Source organism: Streptomyces albireticuli, from assembly GCF_021228125.1.
Lineage (GTDB): Bacteria > Actinomycetota > Actinomycetes > Streptomycetales > Streptomycetaceae > Streptomyces > Streptomyces albireticuli.
On sequence record NZ_JAJQQS010000009.1, the window covers coordinates 101,443 to 128,002 of the forward strand.

24 protein-coding genes and 1 tRNA gene are annotated in these 26,560 nt (G+C 72.4%); 19 read left to right on the forward strand and 6 right to left on the reverse strand.

Going from position 1 to position 26,560, the window contains the following annotated elements:
- The first annotated feature begins 118 nt into the window (after positions 1-118).
- Positions 119-1,273, forward strand: coding sequence for a divisome protein SepX/GlpR (sepX, locus tag LUZ64_RS18165; RefSeq protein ID WP_095580044.1), 1,155 nt, complete (start codon positions 119-121; stop codon positions 1,271-1,273).
- A gap of 90 nt (positions 1,274-1,363) precedes the next feature.
- Positions 1,364-1,437 (forward strand) — tRNA-Ala (locus tag LUZ64_RS18170).
- Between the two features lie 135 nt (positions 1,438-1,572).
- Here LUZ64_RS18170 and LUZ64_RS18175 read toward each other — a convergent pair.
- Entirely contained in the window at positions 1,573-2,505 is a 933-nt protein-coding gene (locus LUZ64_RS18175; protein WP_095580042.1) for an inositol monophosphatase family protein, read from the reverse strand.
- A 70-nt stretch (positions 2,506-2,575) separates the two neighbouring features.
- Between LUZ64_RS18175 and LUZ64_RS18180 the strand changes: the two genes are divergently transcribed.
- Positions 2,576-3,574: an Lrp/AsnC family transcriptional regulator gene (locus LUZ64_RS18180; RefSeq protein WP_095580040.1), complete on the forward strand. Its 999-nt coding sequence runs from the start codon at positions 2,576-2,578 to the stop codon at positions 3,572-3,574.
- A 98-nt stretch (positions 3,575-3,672) separates the two neighbouring features.
- On the opposite strand, the gene LUZ64_RS18185 is transcribed toward LUZ64_RS18180, so the two are convergent.
- Complete coding sequence (locus LUZ64_RS18185; protein ID WP_095580038.1) at positions 3,673-5,937, reverse strand: alpha-N-acetylglucosaminidase; 2,265 nt, start codon at positions 5,935-5,937, stop codon at positions 3,673-3,675.
- Between the two features lie 265 nt (positions 5,938-6,202).
- On the opposite strand from LUZ64_RS18185, the gene LUZ64_RS18190 reads away from it, so the two are divergent.
- The 3 genes from LUZ64_RS18190 (at position 6,203) to LUZ64_RS18200 (ending at position 8,731) form a co-directional block, all read left to right on the forward strand.
- Positions 6,203-6,685, forward strand: a complete 483-nt coding sequence (locus LUZ64_RS18190) for a hypothetical protein (RefSeq protein WP_095580036.1) — start codon at positions 6,203-6,205, stop codon at positions 6,683-6,685.
- A 20-nt stretch (positions 6,686-6,705) separates the two neighbouring features.
- Positions 6,706-8,004: a sensor histidine kinase gene (locus LUZ64_RS18195; RefSeq protein ID WP_232390172.1), complete on the forward strand. Its 1,299-nt coding sequence runs from the start codon at positions 6,706-6,708 to the stop codon at positions 8,002-8,004.
- Between the two features lie 232 nt (positions 8,005-8,236).
- On the forward strand, positions 8,237-8,731 hold the full coding sequence (locus tag LUZ64_RS18200) for a DUF1269 domain-containing protein (RefSeq protein ID WP_170116967.1): 495 nt from the start codon (positions 8,237-8,239) through the stop codon (positions 8,729-8,731).
- Positions 8,732-8,884: 153 nt separating this feature from the next.
- On the opposite strand, the gene LUZ64_RS18205 is transcribed toward LUZ64_RS18200, so the two are convergent.
- Positions 8,885-9,367 carry a GNAT family N-acetyltransferase gene (locus LUZ64_RS18205; protein WP_095585129.1) on the reverse strand — a complete coding sequence of 161 codons (483 nt, stop codon included), beginning with the start codon at positions 9,365-9,367 and terminating at the stop codon, positions 8,885-8,887.
- Positions 9,368-9,434: 67 nt separating this feature from the next.
- On the opposite strand from LUZ64_RS18205, the gene LUZ64_RS18210 reads away from it, so the two are divergent.
- From LUZ64_RS18210 to LUZ64_RS18245, 8 genes are all read left to right on the forward strand, one after another.
- Positions 9,435-10,232 carry an exodeoxyribonuclease III gene (locus tag LUZ64_RS18210; RefSeq protein WP_095585128.1) on the forward strand — a complete coding sequence of 266 codons (798 nt, stop codon included), beginning with the start codon at positions 9,435-9,437 and terminating at the stop codon, positions 10,230-10,232.
- Between the two features lie 134 nt (positions 10,233-10,366).
- On the forward strand, positions 10,367-10,714 hold the full coding sequence (locus LUZ64_RS18215; RefSeq protein ID WP_232390171.1) for a hypothetical protein: 348 nt from the start codon (positions 10,367-10,369) through the stop codon (positions 10,712-10,714).
- A 345-nt stretch (positions 10,715-11,059) separates the two neighbouring features.
- Complete coding sequence (locus LUZ64_RS18220; protein ID WP_095585126.1) at positions 11,060-11,269, forward strand: hypothetical protein; 210 nt, start codon at positions 11,060-11,062, stop codon at positions 11,267-11,269.
- A complete protein-coding gene (locus LUZ64_RS18225; RefSeq protein WP_095585125.1) occupies positions 11,253-11,765 on the forward strand; it encodes a DUF6879 family protein in 513 nt (170 codons plus the stop codon). The genes LUZ64_RS18220 and LUZ64_RS18225 overlap by 17 nt, the downstream gene beginning before the upstream one ends.
- Complete coding sequence (locus tag LUZ64_RS18230) at positions 11,762-12,598, forward strand: helix-turn-helix domain-containing protein (protein WP_095585124.1); 837 nt, start codon at positions 11,762-11,764, stop codon at positions 12,596-12,598. Before LUZ64_RS18225 ends, LUZ64_RS18230 begins: the two co-directional genes overlap by 4 nt.
- 97 nt (positions 12,599-12,695) lie before the next feature.
- The gene (locus LUZ64_RS18235; RefSeq protein WP_095585123.1) at positions 12,696-12,920 is read left to right on the forward strand and encodes a DUF397 domain-containing protein; all 225 of its coding nucleotides are present in this window, start codon (positions 12,696-12,698) and stop codon (positions 12,918-12,920) included.
- Between the two features lie 81 nt (positions 12,921-13,001).
- Entirely contained in the window at positions 13,002-13,499 is a 498-nt protein-coding gene (locus LUZ64_RS18240; protein ID WP_095585122.1) for a hypothetical protein, read from the forward strand.
- 237 nt (positions 13,500-13,736) lie between these two features.
- Complete coding sequence (locus tag LUZ64_RS18245; RefSeq protein ID WP_095585121.1) at positions 13,737-14,735, forward strand: barstar family protein; 999 nt, start codon at positions 13,737-13,739, stop codon at positions 14,733-14,735.
- Here the strand turns inward: LUZ64_RS18245 and LUZ64_RS18250 are convergent.
- Positions 14,722-15,318, reverse strand: coding sequence for a DUF5919 domain-containing protein (locus tag LUZ64_RS18250; RefSeq protein ID WP_232390170.1), 597 nt, complete (start codon positions 15,316-15,318; stop codon positions 14,722-14,724). The two genes, LUZ64_RS18245 and LUZ64_RS18250, sit on opposite strands and share 14 nt — an antisense overlap.
- Positions 15,319-16,096: 778 nt before the next feature.
- Entirely contained in the window at positions 16,097-16,900 is an 804-nt protein-coding gene (locus LUZ64_RS18255) for a MerR family transcriptional regulator (RefSeq protein ID WP_095585131.1), read from the reverse strand.
- A 189-nt stretch (positions 16,901-17,089) separates the two neighbouring features.
- Between LUZ64_RS18255 and LUZ64_RS18260 the strand changes: the two genes are divergently transcribed.
- From LUZ64_RS18260 to LUZ64_RS18270, 3 genes are all read left to right on the forward strand, one after another.
- Positions 17,090-18,643 carry a flavin-containing monooxygenase gene (locus LUZ64_RS18260; protein ID WP_095585118.1) on the forward strand — a complete coding sequence of 518 codons (1,554 nt, stop codon included), beginning with the start codon at positions 17,090-17,092 and terminating at the stop codon, positions 18,641-18,643.
- A complete protein-coding gene (locus LUZ64_RS18265; RefSeq protein WP_095585117.1) occupies positions 18,640-19,545 on the forward strand; it encodes an SDR family oxidoreductase in 906 nt (301 codons plus the stop codon). The genes LUZ64_RS18260 and LUZ64_RS18265 overlap by 4 nt, the downstream gene beginning before the upstream one ends.
- Before the next feature lie 90 nt (positions 19,546-19,635).
- The gene (locus LUZ64_RS18270) at positions 19,636-19,824 is read left to right on the forward strand and encodes a hypothetical protein (protein WP_095585116.1); all 189 of its coding nucleotides are present in this window, start codon (positions 19,636-19,638) and stop codon (positions 19,822-19,824) included.
- 91 nt (positions 19,825-19,915) lie between these two features.
- Here LUZ64_RS18270 and LUZ64_RS18275 read toward each other — a convergent pair whose 3' ends face one another.
- Positions 19,916-23,287: a S41 family peptidase gene (locus tag LUZ64_RS18275; RefSeq protein ID WP_232390169.1), complete on the reverse strand. Its 3,372-nt coding sequence runs from the start codon at positions 23,285-23,287 to the stop codon at positions 19,916-19,918.
- A 179-nt stretch (positions 23,288-23,466) separates the two neighbouring features.
- Between LUZ64_RS18275 and LUZ64_RS18280 the strand changes: the two genes are divergently transcribed.
- Together LUZ64_RS18280 and LUZ64_RS18285 are read left to right on the forward strand one after the other, a co-directional pair.
- Entirely contained in the window at positions 23,467-24,039 is a 573-nt protein-coding gene (locus LUZ64_RS18280) for a TetR/AcrR family transcriptional regulator (RefSeq protein ID WP_095579346.1), read from the forward strand.
- A 119-nt stretch (positions 24,040-24,158) separates the two neighbouring features.
- A complete protein-coding gene (locus LUZ64_RS18285; RefSeq protein ID WP_095579347.1) occupies positions 24,159-26,375 on the forward strand; it encodes an MMPL family transporter in 2,217 nt (738 codons plus the stop codon).
- Positions 26,376-26,560 lie beyond the last annotated feature (185 nt).

Sequence of the window (26,560 nt, forward strand, 5' to 3'; positions counted from 1 at the left end):
TATTCGAGTGATCTCGGCCCCAACAATCACAAAAAAAGTTCGAGATATCAGCCGGATCGTGCGACACACCGGGCCAATTGGCGGAATCCCTCGCGTGGACCCCTCTACGGTGTGAACTGTGAGCAGCAGCGGCCTCATCTACGCAGTCATCGTCGGGGCCTGGGCCGCCTACTTGGTGCCGATGTGGCTCCGTAGGCAGGACGAGCTCAATGAGGCCCGTCCGACGGAACGCTTCAGCACCGCCATCCGGCTCTTGTCCGGACGGGCGGGAATGGAGCGCCGTTACGCCAAGGACCTGGAAGGGCGCGCCTCCGACGACGCGCCGGTCTCAGCCGAGCCCGCGGAGCCGGAGGCCCGCGTGCCCGAGCCGGACACGCCGACCGAAATGGTCGACGTCCGGCCCTTCGCCGCGCCCTCTTCCGGGGAGCGGCCGGCGTCGGGCCAGTCGTCCGCGTCGCCGGCGTCCGGCGGGCAGGGGTCTCATTCCGGGGCTGCGGGTCCGTCGGGTCCGTCGGGGTCTCCGGGTCTTTCCGGGCCGTCCGGCGCGGCCGGTGTCGCGGCCGCCTCGGCGGCGGCCGAGCGCGCCCGGCGCTCGAAGGTCCTCGCGCGCCGCCGCCGCACCACCGTGATCCTCTTCCTGGCCTTCACCGTCGGCGCGGTCGTCGCGGGCGTGGGCGGCCTGGCGTTCCTCTGGGTCCCGGCGGCGCCCGCCCTGCTGCTCAGCGCGTACATCATCTATCTGCGGATCCAGGAACGGCGCCGGTTCGCCTTCACCATGGACCAGCGCCGCGCCGAGCTGGCCGCCCAGCGGCTCCGCGAGGGCCGCCCCCGCCCTCACGCGGCGGCGCCGGACCCCGTGACCGCCGCCGCCCCCGTTGACACGGTCTCCCACCCGGCGCCCACGCCGCCGCCGGTGCCCGAGCCCTCGGTGACGGCGGACCGCCGCGCGCTCGTCGAGCAGACGGACCACGCGGAGTGGGTCGACCAGCAGCGCGACCGCCGCGCCGGCGGCGAGGGCTGGGAGCCCGTGCCCGTACCGCTGCCGACGTACGTCACCGCGCCGGTCGCCCCACGCGGTGTCGAGAGCGTCGACCTCGGCGCGCCCGACACCTGGAGCTCCGCCCGCTCCAGCACCGCCGAACCGGCCGCCGCCCCCGCGCCCGCGCAGGAGCGCCGCCCGGCCCGCGGCCGCCGCCGCCCCCGCGAGCGCGGCCGCACCCCCCTCTTCGACCAGTACGCGGAGGACGGCCGCCCCCGCGCGGCCAACGAGTGATCGGGGCCGTCCGCGACCCCCGCCGCTGACCAGCGGGGGAGCGGATTTCCAAGCACCCGTATGGAGGTGCTAGAGTTTCACTCGTTGCAAGGGCCTGTGGCGCAGTCTGGTAGCGCACCTCGTTCGCATCGAGGGGGTCTGGGGTTCAAATCCCCACAGGTCCACCGCAGCGCCTCTCCCGGGTCCGCCCGGGAAAGGCAGACGGAATCCCGTCCGATCATCACGATCGGGCGGGATTTCGGCGTTCCGGGGGTTGTTGGGGCGCCCGACGGGCCGAAGTCTCTGAAGCCCCGGCATATTCACCCGAGGGCGGGGGAGTTTGTGACAGAGGTCACGAATTCCTGATGGAGGGTCGGGGAAGCGGCGAGGAAGCCCGCGGAGCGGGGGGTCCAGGGGGCTCCGGCCGCGTCCGTGACCGTGGCGCCGGCCTCGCGGGCGATGAGGGCGCCCGGCAGCAGATTGGCGGCGTCGGGCCCGTACGACCAGAACGCGTCGAGGTGGCCCGAGGCGACATGGGCGACCTGGAGGGACGTCGGTCCGAGGTTGCGCACGGCGAGCACGGAGCCCAGGGCCGCGCCCAGGGAGGCACCGGCCCAGCGGGCGGCCTCGGGGTGGCGGTCCGCGAACGGCGGGTGGCTCGTGGCGACGACGGCGGCGGACAGCGCCCGGCGCGACGGCCGCACCGGACGGGAGCCCAGACGGGCACCGCCGCCCAGCGTCGCCGTGTACGTCATGCCCTGGAGCGGCGCGTGCAGCACCGTGAGGACGGGGGCGCCGTCGCGCAGCAGGGTCACCGAGACGCACCAGTACGGCAGGCCCTGGAGGTACTGCACGGCGCCGTCGGTCGCGTCGCACAGCCACCACTCGCCCTCGTCCGGGACCTCGTCCCCGAACTCGTCCGTGAGCAGCCCCGCCTGGGGCCGGAGCGCGCCCAGCCGGTCGTGGAGGAGGGCCGCCGCGGGCTCGTCGTAGGAGCGGAACGCCTCGGCGAACGACGCCAGGTCGGTGGCGGGCACAGGCTCCGCCGGCCGGTGGCCGGCCAACTGGGTGCCCGCGGCGCGGGCGGCTTCGACGGCGGCGGGGAGGAGACGGGCGAGGTCCGGTGCCGTGTTCGGGTTCGGGTTCGCGATCTTCGGGTTCGGGGTCTGTGCGGTCGGGGTCCGCGCGGTCGAGGTCTGGGCGGTCGGGGTCTGGGCGGTCGGGGTCTTCGTGGGCGCGGTGTTCGAGGTCATGGCGGATGTCTATCGAGGGTGCGCCCCGGACTGCCCCTGGAGGGGCGGGAAGTGGCGGATAGTGGAAATCATGGATACCTCAGTGGCGGATCCCGCCAGGACGCTGGATCTCCTCGACCGCCGGATCGTCTCCGCCCTCCAGATCGACGGGCGCGCCGAGACCCGGCGGATCGCGGAGGTCCTCGGCGTCTCCGCCCGTACGGTCGCGCGCAGGCTGGCCCGGATGCGGGAGGCCGGCCTGGTGCGGGTCACCCGGATGCCGGACCCGGAGGGCAGTGGCGCGGTCGGGGCGCTCGTCCTGCGCGTACGGGTGCTGCGCGGCAAGGTCGAGACGCTCGCGGACGCCCTGGCCGCCCGCCCCGACGTGCCGTTCGTCGACATCCTGATGGGCGGTGAGGAGATCGGCGCCGTGGTCGTCCCGACCGCCGGGGACCGCGACCGGCTGCTCTACCGGCAGCTGCCCGCCACCCGGGCGGTCGCGGACAGCACCGTCCACGCCGTCCTGCACGTGTACGCCGACGCGGCGCAGTGGCGGGCCGGCTGGCTGGACGAGGGGGAGGCGGCGGCGCTGACCCCGGCCCCGGACCCGGCCGGGCCCCCGGAGGTTTCCGCTCCGGCCGGGGGCACGTACGCCCCCGACGCCCTGGACGCGAGGCTGTTCGCCGTCCTCGACCGGGACGCCCGGCTGCCGGGCGCCGCGCTCGCCGCCGAGCTCGGCGTCCCCGAGTCCACGGTGCGCCGCCGGCTGCGGCGGCTGACCGGGGCCGGGCTGCTGCGGACCCACGTCGGTGTCGACCCGCGCCTGCTGGGCATGGCGGTCGACGCCAACCTGTGGCTGGAGGTGCCGCCCGCCCGGCTGGCCGAGGCGGGCCGGGTGCTCGCCGCGCACCCACGGGTGCACGGCGTGCTGGCGACGAGCGGCCCCTCCAACCTCCTGGTGGCGCTCTTCTGCGAGGACCTCGGCGGGCTGTACCGCTTCACCACCGACGTCCTCGCGCCCCTCGGCATCGCGCGGGCGGAGACGACGGTGGTGGGGCGGGCGGTCAAGCGGGCGGGCGTGCGGCTCTGAGGTTCCTGGTCGTCGGTGCGACCGGGCCGTCCGGGTCCGACCGCCCGGGCCGGATCGTCCGCCCGAGCCGGATCGCCGGCCCGGGCCGGGCCGTCCGCTCAGAGCTTCGCCGCCACCTCGCGGGCCACCCGGACGATGTCCCCCGACGGCCGCGCCGGGTACGCCGGGTGATGGCGCGTCCAGCGGTCCTCCAAGGCGAACCAGTCGATGGGCTTCGGCTTGCGGTGGGCCGTGAGGGCCGCGTCCAGCTCCGTGAAGTACGTCTTCCAGCGCAGCCGGTAGAGCCCGCCGACCAGCCCGGACCACTCGCGGTTGGCGTAGTCGTGCAGCTTGCCGCCGTTCGCCGAGGCGCGGCCGCCCCAGGTGGTGAGCAGGGACACCGCGTCGTACTCCAGACGGTCGCGCTCGGCCTCGGAGGAACCGTAGGAACGGGCGTCGGCGATCCAGCGGCCCAGCAGGTGGTCCGCGTCGGTGGCGACGGTCTTCTCCAGGAGGTCGATCCAGCTCAGCCACTGGCGCGTCAGCTCGCGGAAGCGGGCCCGGTCGCCCGCGTCGTAGGCGGCCTTGACGCGGGGCAGCAGGAGCCGGGCGCGGTTGGACACGCACTGCCGGGTGACGTCGAGGAGGTCATAGCGGTACGCACTGCTCCGGCGCAGGGCCGGGGCCACCGCGAGCAGTTCGGGCAGGGCGCGGTCGAACTGCTCCGCGTCGTAGCGCAGGGCGCGCGGCGACCAGGCGGCGGCGTGGCTGACGGCCAGGTCCGGGCGGGCGCCGAACAGGCCGTCGGCGGGCTCGCTCCAACGGTCGGCGCGGCTGGTGCCGTAGGCCGTGCGGCGCAGCACGTCCCAGGCGCGGACGGCGTGGGCGTCCGCGCCGCCGTAGCGGTAGCGCGGCCACCGCTCGAACCACTCCTTGAGCGCCACCGCCCCGTCCGTCCACGGCAGGTCGCTGAAGAGGGCCAGGGCCGCCGGGTTGTTGTCGGCGGCCTCCGGCATCAGGGCGATGCCGTCCATGGCGCTGCCGTCCCGGGTGCGCCAGTCGTCGTAGAGGGCGGCCCAGTCGGGGGTGTTGGCGCCCATCGCGGTGTGGCCGCCGAAGTTCCAGATCGAGCCGAAGGTGTAGGGCGTGCCGCCCCAGTCGGCCTCGCGGTCCGTGACGTTCGGATAGTGGTCGGAGATGCCGTCGAGGATCAGCATGCGGCTCTTGTCGACGGCGTCGACGATCTCGCGGCGGGGGTTCTCCTGCCAGCCGAGGATGGCCCAGGTCGCCTTGGGGTGCGCGGCGCGCAGCGCCTTCTCGACGGCCCTGGCCGCCTCGCCCACGGGTACGTTCCCGGGCTTGCCGCCCTCGTGCAGCAGGTCCATCTTGTACATCGACGTGGAGCCGAACAGTTCCTTCTGCACCCGGTAGAAGGTCCGGGCCACGCGCCCGAAGTGCCGGGTGCGCGGGTCGAGCCAGTCGGGGCGGCGGAATCCGCCCCAGTTGCCTTGGGGGACGGTGCGCGCGCCGGGGTTGCGGCGGGTGAAGCCGGGCGGCACCGTGCCGAAGTAGCCGGGGAACACCGGTGTCATGCCCAGCTCGCGCAGCCGCCGTACGATCCGCTTCGCCAGGGCGGTGCGGCGGTCGAGGAGTTCGCCGGAGACCGGTCCGCCGAAGGAGGACATGTTCTGGAGCAGCCACCACGGCTGATGGGCGGGGCCGGGCAGCCAGCGGCGCAGCTCCGCGTCGTCGTAGCCGTACTCCGCGAACGTCCGGTGGTAGACCGCGTCGGCTCCCGCGTAGACCAGCACCTCGTTGTAGCCGTGGAGGGCCAGTACATCGATTTCCCGCTCCCAGTAGTCCCACCCCTTGTACGGCCCGGTGTAGCCGTCGTTGGTGTCGTTGAGGGCGAAGCGGTGGGTGACGTTCGCGGCCTTGACGAGCGGGGTACGGACGCCGGGGAGACGGTCGGGGAGGGCGGTCTGCGCACCGTTCCAGGAGAAGTGGGCGTGGGCCGTGTGTCTGAGGTACCAGTGGAAGCCCGTGAGCTGCACCGCGGGTGTGGTGCCCGCCACCACGAGGGCGCCCGTCCCGCCCGTCACCCGGAAGGCGTCCGCGCCGCCCGCGCGCGGCACGGTGCGGAAGGTGACCTGGCGGTGGTGGCGGGGCAGCAGCCGGGCGAGGGCGGCAGCGGCGGCCGTGGCGGAGGCCCTGGCCTCGGCCTGGCCGGCCTCCGTCACCCGGTCGGCGTCGGCGGCGTCCCCGGCCGCGCTCGTGGCGGCGGCCCCGGCCTCGTCGTCGGCAGCGGCGGGGGACGGGCCCACGGCCCCGAGCGCGGCGGATCCGGCGAGCGCGCCGAGGAGCGTACGACGGGCGATGTGCATGAGTGACCTCCACCGTGGCACTGCGGCGACCGGACTGGACCACTGGAGCGCGGTGATCCTACGAGCTGACGACCGCCGCGAGGCAAGGGCGCGGGCGGCAATCCAGCCACGCCGGTTACATTTGGCACGAATGGCCCCATCGGGTGGGTCGGAACTGCTAGGCGTGCGGGCTCATCCGATCCGTCCGTCCCCTCGGATCCTTCAGACCCCACAGCCCTCGCAGCCCCCGCAGCTCTCTCAGATCCCTCAGAGGAAGCCCGATCCCGTGCGTTCCCCGCGAACCCTCACCGTGCCCCTCGGCGCCGCGGCCCTGGCCGCCGCCCTGGCGGCGGCCGTGCTGCTGTGCGGATGCGCCGAACCCGGCGGGCTGAAGGTCAGCGGCCCCGCGCAGAGCCCTCCGGCGGCCACCGGCGGCCCGGTGTACGTCTCCGAGGGCCCGGGGAAGTCCCCGCTCCGCCGCCCGGCCGCCCTCCCGGTCTCGGAGACCGTCCGGCTGGCGGGCCTGCGCTGGCGGACCTGGGGCGGGGCCACCGCGGTCGCCGTCGGCCGGGTGGAGGGCGCCTGGTGCGGCCCGGGGTGCCAGGAGGGGCCGCGCAGGGCGAAGGTCACGCTCAGCGGGCTCGTACGACAGGATCGTTCCGCCTACTACAGCCGCGCGACGGTCGAACCCGGCGGCCTGCCCGCGGAGCGCTCCGTGCCGGGCCCCGCCGGCCTGCGCGACCTCCGGCTCCACGTCCCCCAGCGTTAGCCGTCGAGGAGCCGCCAGCCATGGGACTGCGCACGAAGATCGGTGTGGCCATCACCGCCACGGCCGCCCTGGTCGCCGTCATCATGGGGCTCGTCGTGCACCACCGCACCGCCATGAACCAGCTGGAGACCGCCCGCGAGGCCATCGACACCCGGCTCGGCACGGCCGTCGAGGACCACGCGGCGGGCGTCGACCGCCCCCGGACGCTGATCAACCCCGACCGGATACCCGGGCCCCTGCGGGCCGCGATCGACAAGGGCAAACGCGCCACGTACCTGGAGCGCGGCGGCCCCGAGCCGACGCTCTGGGCGGGCAGCCGGCTGGGCCACGACGTCATCGTCGTCAAGCACCCCTACACCCGGCAGACGAAGAACCTCCGCGACCTCGACCAGGTCCTGTGGTGGGCGGGCGGCCTCGGCACGGCCTTCGCGTGCGTCGTGGGGGTGGGCCTCGCGACCGTCGCCGGCCGCCGCCTGAACGCCTCCGCGCGCACCGCCGAGCGGATAGCCCAGGGCGACCTCAGCGCCCGGCTGAGACCGCGCGGCGGCAAGGACGAGATCGCGCGGCTGACGGTCGCCGTCAACACCATGGCCGACGCGCTGGCCGCCCGGCTGGCGGCCGAGCGCGAGGTGACCGCGAACATCGCCCACGAGCTGCGCACGCCGGTGGCCGGCCTGGTCGCGGCGGCGGCGCTGCTGCCGCCCGGCAGGCCCGCCGATATGGTCCAGGAGCGGGCCCGGCGGGTGAGCGGCCTGATGGAGGACGTCCTGGAGGTCGCCCGGCTGGACGGCTCGGCGGAGCGCGCCGACACGGACGTACGGGCGTTGGGGGAGCTGACGCGGCGGGCGGTGCGGGGCACGGCTGTGCCGGCGGAGGCGGGTGGTGCCGAGGTGACGGTCAAGATCGTCGCGGACGCCCTGGTCGAGACCGACGGACGACGCGTGGAGCGGATCCTCGCCAACCTGGTGACGAACGCGTTCCGGCACGGCCGGGCGCCGGTCGTCGTGGAGGTGGACGGCGGCGTCGTCCGGGTGCGGGACAGCGGGCCCGGCTTCCCGCCGGAGCTGCTCACACGGGGCCCGCAGCGGTTCCGTACGGGCTCGGGGTCGGGCCTGGGCCTGGGCCTGGGCCTGACGATCGCGGCGGGCCAGGCCAGGGTGCTGGGGGCGGGGCTGGCGTTCGCGAACCCGGAGGACGGGGGAGCGGAGGCGACGCTGGACCTCACGGGGGCGGTGCGGGGGCCGGAGGGGGCGGACGGCCGCCCTTCCCCGGCGGGCGGGCCGGGGGACGTCCGGGACGCCGGGGGCGCCGGGGCGTGAACGTGCGGACCGACGGGGTAGCCGCAAAAGTGGAACCGTCGGATTCGACGGGGCCCGGTGGAGACCGGGCCTTGTCGGCGCGGACGTAGCGGGCAGACGACGCGGCGGGCGGACGACGTAGCGGGAAGACGGCGCGGCAGGAAGGCACGGCCGGAGCAGGCAGGACAACCGGAGCAGGCAGGACAGCCGGAGCAGCGGAAGCTGACGCGGCGGACGCATGGGAGCGGCCACGATGGACGAACACGTCCTGTTCATGAACGTCGACGGCCCCGGGGCGGGGCGGCACGCCCTCGACGCCCTGCGGCAGGCCCACGAGGACGGTGACATCCGCCTGCGCGAGGCCACGGTGATCAGCCGGGACGCGGAGGGCAACCTGGAGTTCCCGGACTCCGAGGACCACACCGGCACGGCGCGGGGATTCGCGGTGGGCGGCCTGGTCGGCGGGCTCGTCGGCATCCTCGGGGGCCCGCTCGGCATCATGATCGGCTTCGGGGCGGGCGGGCTCATCGGCGGCGCCCACGACGCGCGCGAGGCGACGGCGGCGAACGCGGCGGTGGAGATGCTGGCGGCGGAGGTGCCGCCGGGCAGCACGGTACTGATCGCGGAGGTGGCGGAGGACCGCCCGGAGCTGGTGGACGGCGCGCTGGAGCCGTACGGGGACGCGGTGGAGAGGTATCCGGCGGAGGGGGTGCGGAAGGCGGTGGAGGCGGCGATCGAGGACAGGTGAGGGGGTTCGGGCGAGGGGGCTTCCGCCGGGCGCGCTTCCAGGTTCCGCCGGGACCTCCGTCAGGCGGGGGCCTCTGCTGGGACCTCCGTTCAGGTAAGGGGACTTCCGCGGGGGCCTCCGTTAGAGGAGGAAGGACCTCCGCCGGGGCCTCCGTCAGACGAGGAAGGACTTGGTGAAGCACCGGCTGTCGACGTGGAACCGGTACAGGCCGAACTTCCGCTCGGCCGGCTCGTAGCCGGAGGAGAGGTACAGGGCGATGGCCTCGGGCTGCATGACGCCGGTCTCCAGCACCATCCGGGTGCGCCCGGCCCGGCGCGCGTCGTCCTCCAGGGCCGCGAGGATCTTCCGGGCGAGCCCGCGCCCGCGCGCACCCCGGACGACGTACATCCGCTTCAGCTCGGCGTCCCCGTCGGCGTAGCCCTCCTCGCCCGCCTCCTGGGACCGCCAGCCGCCGGTGGCGACGGGGGAGCCGTCCTCGTCGTAGGCGATGAGATATAGGCCACGCGGCGGGTCGAACTGCGCCGGGTCCATGGGGGTGAGGTCGCCGTCGCCGTAGCGTTCCACGTACTCCTGCTGCACCTGGTCAGTGAGCTTCACGGCGTCCGGGTGATCGTAAGTGGCAGTCACGATGCGCATCGGAAAATCGTACGGGTGTGTGGGGGTTCGGCGGCAGGGGTGTCTTGGAAGTCGGTATCGTGCCGGAATGCTCACCGTGACCTCTGTGAATGTGAACGGGCTGCGCGCCGCCGCCAAGAAGGGCTTCGTGGACTGGCTGGCGCAGACCGAGGCCGATGTCGTCTGCCTCCAGGAGGTGCGCGCCGAGGCCCACCAGCTCCCCGACGAGGTCCGGGAGCCGGCCGGCTGGCACACGGTGCACGCCCCGGCGGCGGCCAAGGGCCGCGCGGGCGTCTCGATCTACTCGCGCCGGGAGCCGGAGGCGGTGCGGGTCGGCTTCGGCTCGGCCGAGTTCGACGGCAGCGGCCGCTATGTGGAGATCGACCTGCCGGGCGTCACGGTCGCGAGCCTCTACCTGCCCTCGGGCGAGGTGGGCACGGAGCGCCAGGACGAGAAGGAACGCTTCATGGCGGAGTTCCTGCCGTACCTGGTCGCGCTCCGCGCGCGGGCGGCGGCGGACGGCCGTGAGGTGATCGTCTGCGGCGACTGGAACATCGCCCACACCGAGGCCGACCTCAAGAACTGGAAGGCCAACCGCAAGAGCGCCGGCTTCCTCCCCGAGGAGCGCGCCTGGCTGACCCGCGTCTTCGACGAGGCGGCGTACGTGGACGTCGTCCGCGCCCTCCACCCGGGCGTCGAGGGCCCGTACTCCTGGTGGTCCTACCGCGGCCGCGCCTTCGACAACGACTCGGGGTGGCGCATCGACTACCAGGTCGTGACGCCGGGGCTGGGGGAGCGCGCGGTGAAGGCGTACGTGGAGCGGGCGGCCAGCCATGACCAGCGGTGGTCGGACCACGCGCCGGTGACCGTCGTCTACGGCCAGTAGCCCGGCGAGAGGGCGGGCGGGGCACGGTTCGGCCGTGTGCCCCGTACGCCCTCGCGCGCGGCCTGTGCGGCGATAGGCTGCACACGGGCGGTATCCCGCACCAGGAAGCACAGGCCGGACGGAGGAGGGACACGATGCCCACCGCTGCCATGGGCGAGCCGGGCACCCCGCCCATGCCGGAGAGAACCCCGAAGGCACTCCGCGCGGCCATCGCCCAGCACGCCCCCCAGCTCCTGCCCGATTTCGACGCGCACTGGAAGCGGTACGTCGCCGACGCGTACGACATCAGCATGGTGCCCGCCTTCATGGCCCGTTGGTGGGGCGAGTACGCGATCGCTCGCGACCCGCGGCTCGACGCCCACGTCACCGCTCTCGAACACCGTGCCGCCTACGAGTGCGCCGATCCGGCCGAAGCCAAGGCGCTCCTGGAAGAGGCGTCCGACATCCGCCACATGGCGGCCCGCGCGGAGCCCGGCATGTGACAGTCGGGTTCATGGGCCCGCCCCGGCAGATGGATCGGGCCTTCGCCGCGACCCCGGGCCTCCGCCCGGCCTGAACGGCCGGGTGGGGGTTTCGCTTTCCGGGGTGCTCGTGGGGGCGATCGCCTATACCCGGTCGTTGTGCCTCGTCGGACAGTGGACTCTTGCGAGTGAGCAGTCACCGTCGCCCGATCCCTGCACGGCCGTGTCCGCGCACTGGTTAGGTGCCGCGACAAGATCCTTAGTCCAACACGCGCATAGTCGCGTCCTGGCATGGACGCTCATGCATAGACCCTCGTAACGTCGTCGGCAGTCGGCCCAACAGGGCCTACGGTCAAGGGGGTTCGCATGTCCGGACGCGCGGCGCTCACCCGTCTCACCGGTAACGGCGATGGTGAATGCGGAGAAAAGGACTGCCCGAACGTGTACCGCACGGCGACAGGATCGTTCGTGGTGCAGGGCAACGTGTCCGACGCCTTCACTCCGCCTCGCGGTGAGGGGCTCGTGGAGGTTCCCGAGAGCGTTCTCAAGGAGGCTTTCCGTGCTCTTGGCTGGTGAAGAGTGGAACAGGTGCTTCGACTTCATGCGGTCGGAGGCGTGGCGCCTGGAGACGCTGCCCGTCTACACCATGCCTCAAGAAGTCGAAAAGATGGATCGCTTCCTGGCCGGCGAGAAATCCCCCGACGACTACTGGTCGAGCTGGATGAGTGAGGTCCGGGGGTGGAGCGAGGGGGGCAAGAGGGTCGGGCGGGTTCACATCGTGACTCGCCCTCTCTCTGAATACCTGCGATTCGAGTTCGAGTACTACTACCGGCACCACATCAAGGCCGGTGAGGATATCCGCATCCTCGACGTGACGGAACGGGAGAATCCGCTGCCAGGAGTCCCGGACTTCTGGATGTTCGACCGATCCAAGGTGGTTCTCATGAATTACCGTCCGGATGGCACGCAGATCAGCCGCGAGCTGCATGATGGAGACGTCGGTCGGTTCGTCGAATACCAGCGGATCGCGGTGTCCGAGTCCGTTCCGTTCCTGGAGTACACGGGAGGGTGACGCTCCATCCCGAGCAGATGGGCCAGTCCAAGCAGGATCTGGCGGCCATGCTCAAGGACGTACGCAAGCGGGCCGGGCTCTCCGGAGACCGGCTCGCCAAGCGCTGCAACATGTCTCAATCCAAGATCAGCAGGATCGAGAACGGGAAGGTCCTCGCGAGCATCATCGATGTCGAACGCATCCTGAGGGCGACCGACGCCCCGCAGGAGCTGATCGATGAGGCGACGGCTCTCGCGAGGACCGCCCATACCGAATGGCAGGATCTGCGGTCGCTTCGCCGCCGAGGGCTCCATCAGAAGCAGCAGGAGCTGGCCGGCCTGGAGTCCTCGTCATCCGAGTTCAGATACTTTCTGCTGTCGATGATTACTGGGCTCCTGTCCACGCCGGAGTACATCAAAGCCAGCCTTTCTCACCTGCAGGGCGATCAGAGCAGGCTGATCACGAAGAAGCTGGACCGTCAGGAGATCCTGTACGACACGACCAAGAAGTTCACTTTTCTCCTGTCGGAGTTGGCCGTCAAATGGCCTCTCGTTCCCGCCCCGGCCATGGCCATGCAGCTGGACCGGCTGGTCTCGGTGTCGAGACTTCCCAACGTGAAACTGGGAGTCGTCCCGGCCAGGGGGCACATTCCGGTTGCCCCGATGGACACATTTACGATCTATGACACGACCCTGACCACAGTGGAGACGACTGCCGGGATTCTCGTACTGAGGGACTCCCGGGATGTGGCCGCACATCTGGAACTGTTTTCCGTCATGGAACGACATGCTCTTCTCGGGGACGATGCCCGAACCTTCTTGAGGGAGTGCGCAGACGCCGCTCGTGATCTTTAAGCCAGGACGTGAATAGAGCTGGTCTTGTGACTGGCGCGGATCCACGATGTGGGAGCACTTCTGCGGAAACCGTCCTACTCCCTCAGGAAGGCTCATTGTGACCGATCTGTACGGCCTGCCTCTCGAAGACGTCCGGTTCATGAAGGCGTGCGGTGGCAACACGCACCCGGACGGCGAATCGTGCGTCACTCTCGCCCGTATCGGAGCCGGCGTCTACGCCCTCGGTGACAGCAAGCGGCCCGGCGCGGAGCCGCTGAGGTTCACTCTCGCGGAACTGGACGCGGCCGGTATCGATCCGGCCCGTTTCGGGCTCTCGGCCTGACCCCTCGATACGCGGCCCTCGCCTTCCCGCTGCGGGAGCGCGGGGGCCGCCCCCATCAGCGTTCCGGGAAGGGCTGCGGCTGTGCATTTCCACGGTTATCTCTGGGTGGGCGACAAAGCCGAGTTCGACAGGGAGAGTGCGCGGCGGCCTCCCTCCCCGACGCCTCCGACGGACACCAGCCCGCCGGATGTGCGGGAGCGGTACCGACAGGCCACGGCGGAGTGGCGGGTGACCGGTCTGCCCCCGCTGGAGACGGCGTACTGGCTGGTGAAGCCCGCCGCGCTGATCCAGGGCACTTGGGACGAGCCCAAGGAAGCCGCGGACTGGCTCGGGGAGCGGCTCGCGGAGCATGCGCCACGCTTCGTCCCGGCTGCCGACCGTGACGCCGCCCGGCTCGCCGGGAGGACCGCTCACGCGGTCGCGACCCTCGGGTGGGGCGGGGACATCTCCCTCGGCCACTACCTACGGCGCCCGCTCTTCCTCAGCCTCGCCGTGGTGGCCTGCTCGCCCAACCGCGCGCATTCTGAACTGGAATGCCCACTGGCCCGAGGCCTGCGTGGTCGCCGCGCAGGTACGTAAATGAGTCACTCGCTCTTGTGACGGTCGTCTACGATCCGACCCAGCACATCCACCTGGGAGGACCCCGTACCGAAGCACATATGGCCCGAGCCGGCCGGCCGGACCGACACCCCCGCGTTCGCCCTGGTCAGGACCGAGGACAAGACGGAATGGGGCGTCTGCGCGGACGTCTCCGGGCTGTTCGCGGACCCTTGCCGCGCGGCATACCGGCTGACCGGATGCGCCCCCTCCGGGCCCTTGCGGGAAGCGCTGACGGGTGGCGCGAACCGGCTCGGTGACATCTGGGTGGCGCCGCGGCCCGACGAGCTGCATCCGGCGGGGTCGGAGCGGATCGACGCCTGGCACCTGGCGGACGTGCGGGTGGTCGACCACCGGCCGCACGCCGGGGACGCCGCGCTGTGGGACATCGTCATCGAAGGCGCGGACGGCTACGTGGACCCGCCCGACGACCCGTACTTCGGGGCGGGCCTGATGCTGCACGACGAGCGCGAACCACTCGGAACCTGCGGGGACTTCACCGAGCTCGACCCGCCGGACGACGAGCCGGCCCCCGCCCCCCTGCGGCTGATCGGCTGCGCCCCCGGCGCCGCGCTCCAGGAGGCCCTCGCCACCGGCACCAAGAGCGCGCTGCGCCTCGGAGAGGCGCTCCTGGTCGCCCTGGACCGGACCGGCGCCGAGCTGACCGACCGCCACGTCAACGCCGAGGTGGCCGCGTGGCGCCCGTCGGCCCTCGGCCCCGGGCTGATCGACATCGACCTCACCGAAGCGCTCCGGGAGACGGTCCCGGTGTTCGCCCGGCCGCTCTGGGAGCGCCGTATCGACGGCTGCCCCAGGGAGCCCAACGCCTGGGCCGGGTACGGAACCGCCGACCGCCAGGCGTGGCTCGACCTCGTACGGGAACATGGTTGCCGAGGCCGCAGTACCCCGGACCGCCCGGCCGGGACCGTCTACCGCATGGACGGGCGGCACATCACGGACGTGCCGGGCCTGTACCTGGCCCTCGGTGAGGCCGTCAACGGCCCCGGCGGGTACTTCGGCGGCTGCTTCGGGGCGGTGCACGACTGCCTGAGGGGAAACTTCGGGGCTACCGCTCCCTTCACCCTCGTCTGGGAGGACTCCGACGTCGCACGGCGCGGCCTGGCCCGGGTGCTGAGCCCACAGGGCGAGCGGTACAGCTACTTCGACGAGATGGTGCTCGAACTGACGGAGAGACGCGTGGAGGTCATCCTCCGCTGACCACGGCAGGCACCCGCACACCCCGCGACCAGAGTTCCTCGCTGTGCTCGGCGAAGCGGGAGAACATTCCGGCCTCACCGTGGCGGCGCAGGTGCAGCAGGGGCGAGTCGTGGCCGACCAGCCGGGCCAGGTGCGGCGTGACCAGCGCCTGGTCGTCGAAGCGGAAGACGGACAGCGAGACATGGTTGGTCGCGTCCGTCGCCGACGAGAAGCGGACCTCCAGCTTCTCCGCCGGGCCGAGTTTCTCCAGATGCTCCAGGGTGATCCTGATACGGGTGGAGACCTGGAGGGCGACGTCCTCGATCCTCTCGCGCTGCCGGGCCACCTCCCCGGCGGGGTCGCCGAGAAGGAAGCGGACCCGGCAGCCCTGCTTCAGCTTGCGGCGCAGCGTGCCGACGAAGTCGGGCTGGTCGAGCCAGAGGAAGTAGTTCGTGAAGCCGGCGAAGAACAGCTCCTCGGTCGCCCCGTCGACCAGTTCGCCCCATACCGTGGACGGGCAGGCCGACCGGTAGGGGTAGCTGTGGACGATCTCCCTGTCGGTTCCCGCCTTGATGCGCTCCTTGACGGCCTTGGGCCACAACATGTCTTCGTCAACTCCCAACGCTGCACAGGCGTCATGGCGATTCCTCGGATGCGGAGTCAGCTCCGGGTCGCTGATCCAGCGCTCGACGGTCTTGCCCGACACTCCGACCCGCAGGGCCAGCTGCCGTGGCGAGAGGCCGGCGTCAGCCGTAGCCGACCGCAGGGCAGTGTTCAAGGGCTCCCCCTCGGACGTTTAGGACGTTTCCAAGCTACCGCCCTGACGATCCAACTGTCCCTGGAATGCCACTGATACGTCCCGCAAGGGCCCGCATGCTCGGGGTGACGACATACGACCGAACCGAGAGGCGCCCGTCATGAACAGAGCAGCCGAAGTCGGTGCGCCGAGTCCCGACCGCGTCGATAGGGGGGCGTGACCGTGGCCGCCGAATCCGGAGGTGAGATCGCGAAGTGCGAGGGGTGCGACCGCATCGTCCTCTGGCTGGACGGCCTGACCCCCTGCGAGAAGTGCGAAAAGCCCGTGAGCGTGCTGCTCGCGGCCCCTGTGCGCCGTGGCCGGTCCACGGCCTTGGTGGTCATGGGCGGCTCGGTACCCACCGACGCTGAGTCGCCCCGCCTTCGGCGCAAATAAAGCGTTTGATCGGGCGATATTCGGCTTCTTCTGCGGCGCCACGCCACTTGTTGCTTCAATCGCCTTGCGCACGGCGCCCGTTCCCGGAAATCCGGGCGCCGGAGCCGTCACCGCACACCGCACACCCGGCCACCCCCGTCGTGTGGGTCGTACTTACGGCATGGGTCCGCCCACACGATCGCCGCCGTCGTCAGCCGGGCCGGGCAGGTCCCGGTTCGTCGGCGGCGCCGTGCGCACCGAGCCATTCGTCGAGTTCGGTGCGCACGCGCCGGTCCATGGCCATGGCCACCTCCGCCTCCACGACCGTGTTGGCCAGGGGGCGCAGCTGGTGGAGGGTCTCGGTGAGGCGGGCGAGTTCGGCGGGGGGTACGGGGCGGCCCGACGCGGCGCGGGCGAGGGCGTCCGCCAGGACGTGGGTGCGGATCAGGGTCGTGAAGGTCTCCGCGAGGGCGTCGGCGTGGGCGCGGACCTCGCGGCCGGCGGCCAGCACCGCGGCCAGCGGGACGCCGTGGGCCACCAGGGCCGTCGAGGCGTCGAGCAGCCGGCGGCTGATGTGGACGAGCTCGTCGCCCTCCGGCCGGAGGTAGCCGATGTCCACGGAGGCCGTGAGGTTCTCCGGGGTGACCTCGCCGGGGAAGCGGTCGGCCAGTTCCGCCGGGGTGAGCCGGACCGCGGTCTCCTCCGACCACGGGACGGTGATCGCGGCGCCCGCCAGGCCGAGGAGCTCCCCGACGTCCCGCCCGCACTCGAACGCCGTGAGCAGCTCGGCGATGCCGCCCAGCGTGTGGCCGCGCTCCAGGAGCGCCGCGATCGCGCGCAGCCGGGCCAGGTGGTGTCCGCCGTACCACGCGATGCGGCCCTCCCGGCGCGGCGGCGGGAGCAGTCTGCGCTCGCGGTAGAAGCGCACCGTGCGGACGGAGACCCCGGCCGCCTCGGCCAGCTCCGCGACCCGGTACTCGCGCCGCTCGGGCCCGGCGGCACCGCTCGCCGCCACGGCCTCGGGGGCGCCCTCGTCACTCGCCACGCCCGCAGCCTATGCCTTTACGTCCACGAGGGAAGCCCTTCCGAACCGCCGGTAACTTCCTTGCCCCGGGCCCCTATCGCTCCTCCGTCCGCTGTCCTACGCTCCCACCGTGCCAGCAATCACTGGCGCGGTCGACGCGAGAGACCGGAAGGCGGCGGCATGGCCGAGCACGAGCACGAGCACACACGGGTGGCGGTGATCGGGTCCGGATTCGGCGGCCTCGGGGCGGCCGTGCGATTGCGCCGCGAGGGCATCACCGACTTCGTCGTCCTGGAGCGGGCAGACTCGATCGGCGGCACCTGGCGGGACAACTCCTACCCCGGCTGCGCCTGCGACGTCCCCTCCCACCTCTACTCCTTCTCCTTCGCCCCCAACTCCCGCTGGCCCCGCAACTTCTCCGGCCAGCCGCACATCCGCGCCTACCTGGAGCACGTCGCCGACACCTTCGGGATCCGCCCGCACCTGCGCCTCGGCTGCGAGGTGCGCGGCCTGCGCTGGGACGCCGGGCGGCTGCTCTGGGAGATCGACACCGCCGCCGGCCCGCGCACCGCCGACGTCGTCGTCTCCGCCTGCGGCCCGCTCTCCGACCCCAGCGTCCCCGACGTCCCCGGCCTGGACACCTTCCCCGGCACGGTCTTCCACTCCTCCCGCTGGGACCACTCCTACGACCTGCGCGGCAAGCGCCTCGCCGTCGTCGGCACCGGAGCCTCCGCCATCCAGATCGTCCCGGCCGTCCAGCCCGACGTGCGCCGGCTGACCCTCTTCCAGCGCACCGCGCCCTGGGTGCTGCCCCGCGCCGACCGGCAGATCACCGCCGTCGAACGCTGGCTGCACACCCATGTGCCCCCGACGCGCACGGTGCGCCGCGGGTTCCTCTGGGGCGTCCGCGAGGCCCAGGTCAGCGTGTTCACCAAGCGCCCGGAACGGTTCGGTCTGGTCGAGAACGTCGCCAGGGCGCATCTGCGCAAGGCCGTCAAGGACCCCGCGCTCCGGGCCGCGCTCACCCCCGACTACCGCATCGGCTGCAAACGGATCCTGCTCTCCAACGACTACTACCCGGCCCTCACCCGGCCCAATGTGGACGTCGTGACCTCCGGCCTCGCCGAGGTGCGCGGCTCGACGCTGATCGCCGCCGACGGCACGGAGACGGAGGCCGACGCCCTCGTCTTCGGCACCGGCTTCCGTGTGACGGACGTGCCGATGGCGGCTCATGTGACCGGCGTCGACGGCGTCACCCTCGCCGAGGCGTGGAAGGGCGGCATGGCCACCCTGCGCGGCGCCAGCATCCACGGCTTCCCCAACTTCCTGATGATCCTCGGCCCCAACACCGGTCTCGGCAACAGCTCGATGATCCTGATGATCGAGTCCCAGCTGAACTACCTGGCCGACTACATGCGGCAGTTGGACACCCTCGGCGGTCGCGCGGCCCTCGACGCCCGCCGCTCCGCCATGGGTGCCTGGAACCGCGGACTCCAGTCGCGTATGAAGCGCACGGTCTGGAGCACCGGCGGCTGCCGGAGCTGGTACCTGGACGCGGACGGCCGCAACACCACCCTCTGGCCGGACACCACCTCCGCGTTCCGCCGCGCCACCCGCCGCGTCGACCTCGCCGAGTATCAGCTGCTCCGGGCGCCCGGAGCCCGTACGACCGCACCCGTATCCGCACCCGTATCCGCACCCGCCACCACACCCGCCACGGAGGCAGCGCGATGAGAGGACGTACCGCCCTGGAAGGCCAGGTCGCCGTGGTCACCGGAGCCGCGCGCGGGGTAGGGGAACAGCTCGCCCGCAAGCTCTCCGCCCGGGGCGCCAAGGTCGCGCTCGTCGGCCTGGAACCCGACGAACTCGGCCGCGTCGCCCGCTCGCTGCACGAGGACGCGGCCCACTGGCACGCCGACGTCACCGACCACGAGGCGATGGCTCGGGTCGCCGCCGAGGTCAAGGCCCGCTTCGGCAAGGTGGACATCGTCGTCGCCAACGCGGGTGTCGCCGGCGGCGGCCCCTTCGCCGACTCCGACCCCGAGGTGTGGCGGCGCGTCATCGAGGTCAACCTCATAGGCAGCGCCGTCACCGGCCGCGCCTTCCTGCCCGTCCTGTCCGAGAGCCGTGGCTATCTGCTCCAGATAGCGTCCCTCGCCGCCCTCGCCCCGGCGCCCATGATGACCGCGTACTGCGCCTCGAAGTCGGGCGTCGAGGCGTACGCGCACTGCCTGCGCGCCGAGGTCGGCCACAAGGGCGTACGGGTCGGCGTCGGCTATCTCACCTGGACCGACACCGACATGGTGCGCGGCGCCGACGAGCAGGAGGTGATGCGCGAGATGCGGCAGCGCCTGCCGTGGCCCCTGAACCGTACTTACCCGCTGGGCCCGGCCGTCGACCGCCTGGTCGCCGGCATCGAACGGCGCTCCGCCCACGTCTACGCGCAGGGCTGGCTGCGCGGGATGCAGCCCGTGCGCGGCCTGCTGCCCGGCCCCCTCGCGCTGGGCGCCGGGCGCGAGATGCGCCGTTTCGGGCCGAGGCTCGAGGGGCTGGGGAGCAGGCTGGTGGGCGCGGGCGGCGCGGCGGACGAGAAGGCCCGCGTCGAACAGCCGAGGCACGAGCGTAGCGTTCCGTAATCGTCCGATATGCGTCGTGTGGGGGTGCGTGCCACGCTGATCCGGGGCGCTCATCCGCCCCACCCCCCACCCCGCTAGGAGTGAACCAGCATGGGCATCAAGGACGAGATGCAGGCCAAGGCCCAGCAGGCCAAGGAGAAGCTGCAGGGCAAGGCGGACGAGGCGAAGCAGCGCGGCCAGAGCGAGCAGGAGCGGCTCCGGCAGCGCGCGGACGAGGCCCGTCAGCAGGGGCAGCGGTCCTTCGACGACATCCAGGACGAGATGGACGACCGTAAGTAGGGCGCAGCGGTAGCGGAAACGGAAACGTAAGGGGCACTCCCCAATGGGGAGTGCCCCTTACCGGGTTACCCGGCCCCCGCCCCTCGGCGGCTCACCGCCGCGGCGGCAGCTTCGGCCGCCTCAGGTCCGGCACCCCCGAGTAGTCCGGCGGGTTCGCCGCCCCGTGCCGCTCCAGCAGGTCGAGCGCCACCCGCACCGCGTCGTCGAGCTGCTTGTGCCGGCCCTCCGCCCAGTCCAGCGGGGTGCGGTCGATCTCGATGTCGGGTTCGACCCCGTGGTTCTCCACGCCCCAGCCGTACGCGTCGAACCACGCGGCGTTCATGGGCACGGTGATCGCGGTGCCGTCGCCCAGCCGGTGCCGCCCGGTCATCCCGACCACACCGCCCCAGGTGCGCAGGCCCACCACCGGTCCGATGCCCTGGAGCCGGAAGGCCGCGGTGATCATGTCGCCGTCGGAGGAGGTCATCTCGTCCGCGATCGCGACGACGGGCCCGCGCGGCGCGTTGCTCGCGTAGGACACCGGCTGGGCGTCCCGCGTCAGGTCCCAGCCGACGATCGTGCGGGTCAGCTTCTCCACCACCAGCTCGCTGATGTTGCCGCCCGCGTTGCCGCGTACGTCCACGATCAGCGCGGGCCGTGACATCTCCATCCGCAGGTCGCGGTTGAACTGCGCCCAGCCGGAGCCGCCCATGTCGGGGATGTGCAGATAGCCGCACTTGCCGCCGCTGAGCTCCCGTACCACCGCTCGGCGCTTGGCCACCCAGTCCTGGTAGCGCAGCGGCCGCTCGTCGACCAGCGGCACGACGGCCACCCGGCGGGCCGGTCCCTCGCCCTCCGGCGGCCGGAAGGTCAGCTCCACGGTGGTGCCGCCCGCCGCCGACAGCAGCGGGTACGGGCCCGCGACCGGGTCCACCGGCCGGCCGTCGACGTGCGTGAGCGCCGCGCCCTCCCGGATGCCCGAACCGGCCAGCGGCGAGCGCGCCTTGGAGTCGGAGGAGTCGCCGGGCAGGATGCGGCGCACGGTCCAGGAGCCGTCCTTGCCCCGGACCAGGTTGGCGCCGAGCAGCCCGATGGCCCGCTGGTAGTGCGGCGGGCCCTCGTTGCGGCGCGCCGGGACGACGTACGCGTGCGAGGTGCCCAGCTCGCCGAGGACCTCGCGCAGCAGGTCCGCGAAGTCGTCGGGGGTGGCGACCCGTTCGACCAGCGGCCGGTACTGGTCCAGCACCGCGTCCCAGTCGACGCCGCACATCCCCGGCTCCCAGAAGTACGCGCGGACGATCCGCCCGGCCTCCTCGTAGGCCTGCCGCCACTCGGCCGCCGGGTCGACGTCGTGCAGGATGCGCCGCATGTCGATGTAGACGGTGGAGTCGGGGTCGCCGACGTCCGTGGCGGGCACGGCGCGCAGCTCGCCCTCGTCGTTGACGACCAGCCGGGTGCCGTCACCGCTGACCGCGAACCAGTCCAGTGAGCTGGTGAGTTCGGAGCGCTTGGCCTTCGCCAGGTCGAAGTGTTCGAGCGTGGGGCGGCCGGAGGTGTCCGCGGGGTTGGCGAATGTCTCGCCCAGGGCGCCGGAGATCGGCCAGCGCAGCCAGACCAGGCCGCCGCCGCTGACCGGGAAGAGCGCCGAGTACTTCGAGGCGGCCACCGGGAACTGCGTCACCCGGCTCTCCAGCCCCTCCACCTCCACCAGCGTCGCCCCGTCCGCGCCGCCGTTGTCGTCCGCGTCCAGCCCGCCGGCCGCCGGTCTGCCCTCCGCCGACAGCGCGAACGGCGAGGGCGTCGCGGACGACAGCGGTACGAGGTAGGGGCGGCAGCCCAGCGGGAAGGAGAGGTCGCCGGTGTGCACGTCGTAGACGGGGTCGAAGCCGCGCCAGGAGAGGAAGGCGAGATAGCGGCCGTCGCGGGTGAAGACGGGCTGTTCGTCCTCGAAGCGGCCGTTGGTGACGTCGACGATCAGCCGGTCCGAGAGCCGGGCGATCTTGATCTGGCGCAGGGAGCGGCCGATGCCGGGGTGCGACCAGGTCAGCCACGCGGAGTCGGGGGAGAAGGCGAGGTCGCGTACGGGGCCGTTGGTGGAGCGGATGAGTTCGCTGACGGCATCGGAGGCGCCGTTGCCACCGCCCGTCGCCGCGGCCTCTCCCTCCGGGCCGGCCCCCTCCGCCTCCCCCTCTTCCCCCGCCTCCCCCGTCGAGGTGTCCACGAGCAGCAGCCGCCCGTCGTGCGCGGCGACCGCGAGCCGCTCGCCGTCCGGCGACGCGAGGAGCTCGTGCACCCGGCCGATCCGGCCCGCCGCCAGGCGGCGCGGCTCACCGGGCCCGGTGGCGCGCGGCAGTTGCGCGATCTCGATCGCGTCCTCGCCCTCCGCGTCCGTCACATAGGCCACCTGCCCCGTCGAGCCGAGCATCTCCGGCATCCGGACCCGGACCCCGGGGGTGTCGGCGATCGTCCGGGCCGGGCCGTCGCGGTGGGTGAGCCAGTAGAGGCTGCCGCGCACCTGGACGGCGCTGGCCCGGCCGGTCGCGTCCACCGCCAGCCCGTCGACGTGCGAGGCGGCCTGCACCTGGTACGCGCGCCGGCCCGCGCGCGGCCCGCCGAGGCGGACGTCCAGCCGGCGCGGAACGCCCCGCGGGCCGAGGTCGTCGACGAGCCACAGCTCGCCCGCGCACTGGTAGACGACGCGGGTGCCGTCGGTCGAGGCGTGCCGGGCGTAGAAGGCGTCGTGGTCGGTGTGGCGGCGCAGGTCGGAGCTGTCGGGGAGGCAGGAGTAGAGGTTGCCGACGCCCTCGTGGTCGGAGAGGAAGGCGATCCGGTCGCCGACGAACATCGGCGACTCCAGGTGGCCGCCGAGGTCCGGGACCAGCCGGGTGCCGTGCAGCCACAGCCGCCCGGTCGCCCCGCCGCGGTAGCGCTTCCACGCGGCGGGCTCGTGCGGCGGTTTGCCCGCCAGCAGCAGCGTCTTGTGGTCCGCGCCGCGCGTCGCGATGTCCGAGACCGGGCCCCAGGGGAGCCGGCCGCCGGGGCTGCCGTCGGTGGGCAGCCGGTAGGCCCAGGAGAAGTACGAGAAGGGCTGGCCGTGCGAGGAGACGGCGAGGACGTCGCAGGTGCCGTGGTCGTCGGGCGGCGCCCAGCCGCAGACCCGGGTGTCGCTGCTGCCCCAGTAGGTGAGGCGGCGGGCGGGGCCGCCGTCCACGGAGGCGAGGTGGATCTCGGGGTCGAGGCTGCGCCAGGTGGTGAAGGCGATGTGCCGGCCGTCGGGCGAGAACCGGGGGTGTCCCACCCGGGTCCGGTCGACGGTCAGCCGCCAGGCCCGGCCGGCGGTGCCCGGCCCGCCGGGTCCGTCGGCGGCGCCCGCGGGGGTCAGGGGCGCCACCCAGAGATCGTCCTCGGCGGTGAAGCAGAGGAGATCGCCGTGCAGATGCGGGAAGCGGAGATACGCGCCAGGGTCCTCTCTCACCCCACCCATGGTTTCGGGCCCCGGGGGCCGCGGCAACTCGGTCATCGTGACGGAGAACACCATCGAAACGCCGTCGTTTCGCTTTCCCCGGCCGTTACTCTCGAGGTGTACGAAACCGTTTCGTTCAGTAGGTTCACCGGTCAGCCGGAAGGGGGCGCGGCATGTCGACGGAATCACCCACTCCGGCGGTGCGACGCACCCGGCTGACCCCTGAGCGCGAGGCCGAGCTGTACGAAGCCGTGCTCGACATCCTGCGTGAGGTCGGCTACGACGCCCTCACCATGGACGCCGTCGCGGCCCGTACGCACTCCAGCAAAGCCACCCTCTACCGCCAGTGGAAGGGCAAGCCGGAGCTGGTGGTGAGCGCCCTGCGCCACAAGAAGCCGATCAAGCTGGCGGACATCGACACCGGTTCGGTGCGCGGTGACCTCCTGGCCATGGTGTGCGAGGCCGACGATGCGCAGATGGAACAGGACGCCGCTCTTATGCGGGGCCTGGGGCACGCGATCCACACGAACGCCGATCTCCACCGCGCGTTGCGCGAGCTGCTGATCGAGCCGGAGATGGCCGGCATGGACGCCATGCTGCGCCGCGCGGTCGACCGGGGCGAGATCGCCGCGGACACCCCCGCGCTGGATTACGTCCCGCACATGATGCTCGGCGCCTTCCTCACCCGGCCGCTGGTCGAGGACCGGAACGCCGACCCCTCGTACCTGATCCGCTACATCGACGCCGTGGTCCTCCCCGCCCTCGGTCTGTAGCGCCGGTTTCTTACCTCCCCACCACCCCCACACCTCCCACCTGACGCGCCGCTCTCGTCGTCGGGCTGGCCCCCCATGCCCTGTTCGTCCACCTGATCCGACGGGAGCACGACCTTCTCGTGGCCACGTTCCTCTACAAAATAGGCCGGCTCGCCTATCGGCGCCGCTGGTACTTCGCCCTCACCTGGCTGTTGCTGCTGGTGCTGGCCGGGGCCGGCGCCGCCACGGCGTCCAAGTCCACCAACAACGACTTCTCCATACCCGGCACCGAGGCGCAGCAGGCGTTCGACCTGCTGGAGAAGCGCTTCCCGGGCAACAACGAGCAGAACGCGAGCGCCCGCGTCGTCTTCAAGGCCCCGGAGGGCCAGAAGCTCGCCGACGCGAAGAACAAGGCGGCCGTCGAGAAGGTCATCGCCGACCTCAAGCGCAGCCCGCAGGTCGCCGTGGCCGTCGACCCGTTCGCCGGCAACGCCGTCAACCCGGCGGGGACCACCGGCTACGCGTCCGTCGCGTACAAGGTCAAGTCCACGGACCTCGAGGAGTCCTCGCGCGACGAGCTGAAGGCCGCGGCCCAGGACGGGCGTGACGCGGGCCTGACCGTCGAGGTCGGCGGCAGCGTGCTCCAGTCGATGCCCGAGGGCGGCTCGGAGGCCATCGGCATCGCGGTGTCGGCGGTCGTCCTGCTGATCACCTTCGGCTCGCTGGTCGCCGCCGGTCTGCCGCTGCTGACCGCCATCATCGGCGTGGGCATCGGCGTCTCCTCGATCGCCGCGCTGACGCCGGTCCTGAACCTCTCCAGCAACACCTCCACGCTGGCGATGATGATCGGCCTGGCGGTCGGCATCGACTACGCGCTGTTCATCGTCTCCCGCTACCGCGCGGAGCTCGCCGAGGGCCGTGAGCGGGAGGAGGCCGCCGGCCGGGCCGTCGGCACCGCCGGTTCCGCCGTGGTCTTCGCCGGTCTCACGGTCGTCATCGCGCTGGCCGGCCTCGCGGTCGTCAACATCCCCGTGCTGACGGAGATGGGCATGGCCGCCGCCGGTACGGTCGCCATCGCCGTCCTCATCGCGCTCACCTTCATCCCCGCGCTGCTCGGCTTCGCGGGCAAGCAGGTGCTGGCCCGCAAGGTCCGCAAGGCGAAGCCGGGCTCGGCCGCCGAGGACAAGCCGAACATGGGCACCCGCTGGGCCCGGCTCGTGCTGCGCAAGCCGGTGCTGGTCCTGGTGATCGGTGTGCTGGGCCTGGGCGCGATGGCCGTGCCGGCCGCCTCCCTGGAGCTGGGCCTGCCGGACGACGGCGCCGCCTCCAAGAGCAGCACCCAGCGCAAGGCGTACGACCTGCTGTCCGAGGGCTTCGGTCCGGGCTTCAACGGTCCTCTGATGGTCGTCGGCGACGTGGCCGGCGCCAAGGACCCCAAGGGCGCGATGGACAAGGTCCAGAACACCCTGAAGGGCCTGGACAACGTCGCGGCGGTCACGCCCGCGCAGTTCAACAAGGCCGGGGACGCGGCCACCCTGCTGGTCGTCCCGAAGTCCAAGCCGACCAGCGTCGAGACCGAGGACCTGGTCCACGCGATCCGCGACAAGGGCGCCGAGGCGGGCGCCGACGCGGGCGCGAAGGTGCTCGTCACCGGCGCGACGGCGATGAACATCGACGTCTCGCAGAAGCTGAACGACGCGCTGCTGCCCTACCTGGCGCTCGTCGTCGGCCTGGCCTTCCTCCTGCTGATGATCGTCTTCCGGTCCGTGCTCGTCCCGCTGAAGGCGGCGCTCGGCTTCCTGCTGTCCGTCGTCGCGGCCCTCGGCGCCGTCGTCGCGGTCTTCCAGTGGGGCTGGCTCGGCTCGCTCTTCGGGGTCGAGGAGACCGGCCCGATCATGAGCATGATGCCGATCTTCATGGTGGGTGTCGTCTTCGGTCTCGCGATGGACTACGAGGTCTTCCTCGTCACCCGGATGCGGGAGGCGTTCGTCCACGGCGAGCGTCCCGGCCAGGCCGTCGTGACCGGCTTCAAGCACGGCGCGCGGGTCGTCACGGCCGCCGCCATCATCATGATCAGCGTCTTCGCCGGCTTCATCGGCTCCTCGGAGCAGATGATCAAGATGATCGGCTTCGGCCTGGCCATCGCCGTCTTCTTCGACGCGTTCATCGTCCGGATGGCGATCGTCCCGGCCGTCCTCGCCCTGCTGGGCAAGGCCGCCTGGTGGATGCCGGGCTGGCTCGGCAAGGTGCTGCCGAACGTGGACGTCGAGGGCGAGAAGCTCCAGCAGCAGCTCACGGACACCGCCCCGGAGCGGGCGGCGGACCGCGAGCCGGTGCGGGAGCCGAGCGGCGTCTGAGCTCCGGCTGAGAACGGATGACAGGGCCCGGTGGGCCTCCCGGGAACGGGAGGCCCACCGGGCCCGTCCGCGTTCCGGAGGCCGTCCTTCGTGGCCGGGTTTTGTGGCCGGGTTTTGTGGCCGGGTTTTGTGGTCTACGCCATGCGAGGGAACCGTTGGTCCCCAAACGGGCGTTTTCTTAAGTC

Bases quoted from the DNA above. Each gene is read 5' to 3' on its own strand.
- LUZ64_RS18175 (WP_095580042.1), bottom strand. From the start codon at position 2,505: ATGACCTCGAACACCGCGCCCACGAAGACCCCGACCGCCCAGACCCCG.
- LUZ64_RS18180 (WP_095580040.1), top strand. From the start codon at position 2,576: ATGGATACCTCAGTGGCGGATCCCGCCAGGACGCTGGATCTCCTCGAC.
- LUZ64_RS18185 (WP_095580038.1), bottom strand. From the start codon at position 5,937: ATGCACATCGCCCGTCGTACGCTCCTCGGCGCGCTCGCCGGATCCGCC.
- LUZ64_RS18195 (WP_232390172.1), top strand. From the start codon at position 6,706: ATGGGACTGCGCACGAAGATCGGTGTGGCCATCACCGCCACGGCCGCC.
- LUZ64_RS18200 (WP_170116967.1), top strand. From the start codon at position 8,237: ATGGACGAACACGTCCTGTTCATGAACGTCGACGGCCCCGGGGCGGGG.
- LUZ64_RS18205 (WP_095585129.1), bottom strand. From the start codon at position 9,367: ATGCGCATCGTGACTGCCACTTACGATCACCCGGACGCCGTGAAGCTC.
- LUZ64_RS18210 (WP_095585128.1), top strand. From the start codon at position 9,435: ATGCTCACCGTGACCTCTGTGAATGTGAACGGGCTGCGCGCCGCCGCC.
- LUZ64_RS18215 (WP_232390171.1), top strand. From the start codon at position 10,367: ATGCCCACCGCTGCCATGGGCGAGCCGGGCACCCCGCCCATGCCGGAG.
- LUZ64_RS18220 (WP_095585126.1), top strand. From the start codon at position 11,060: ATGTCCGGACGCGCGGCGCTCACCCGTCTCACCGGTAACGGCGATGGT.
- LUZ64_RS18250 (WP_232390170.1), bottom strand. From the start codon at position 15,318: ATGTTGTGGCCCAAGGCCGTCAAGGAGCGCATCAAGGCGGGAACCGAC.
- LUZ64_RS18260 (WP_095585118.1), top strand. From the start codon at position 17,090: ATGGCCGAGCACGAGCACGAGCACACACGGGTGGCGGTGATCGGGTCC.
- LUZ64_RS18265 (WP_095585117.1), top strand. From the start codon at position 18,640: ATGAGAGGACGTACCGCCCTGGAAGGCCAGGTCGCCGTGGTCACCGGA.
- LUZ64_RS18270 (WP_095585116.1), top strand. From the start codon at position 19,636: ATGGGCATCAAGGACGAGATGCAGGCCAAGGCCCAGCAGGCCAAGGAG.
- LUZ64_RS18275 (WP_232390169.1), bottom strand. From the start codon at position 23,287: ATGGGTGGGGTGAGAGAGGACCCTGGCGCGTATCTCCGCTTCCCGCAT.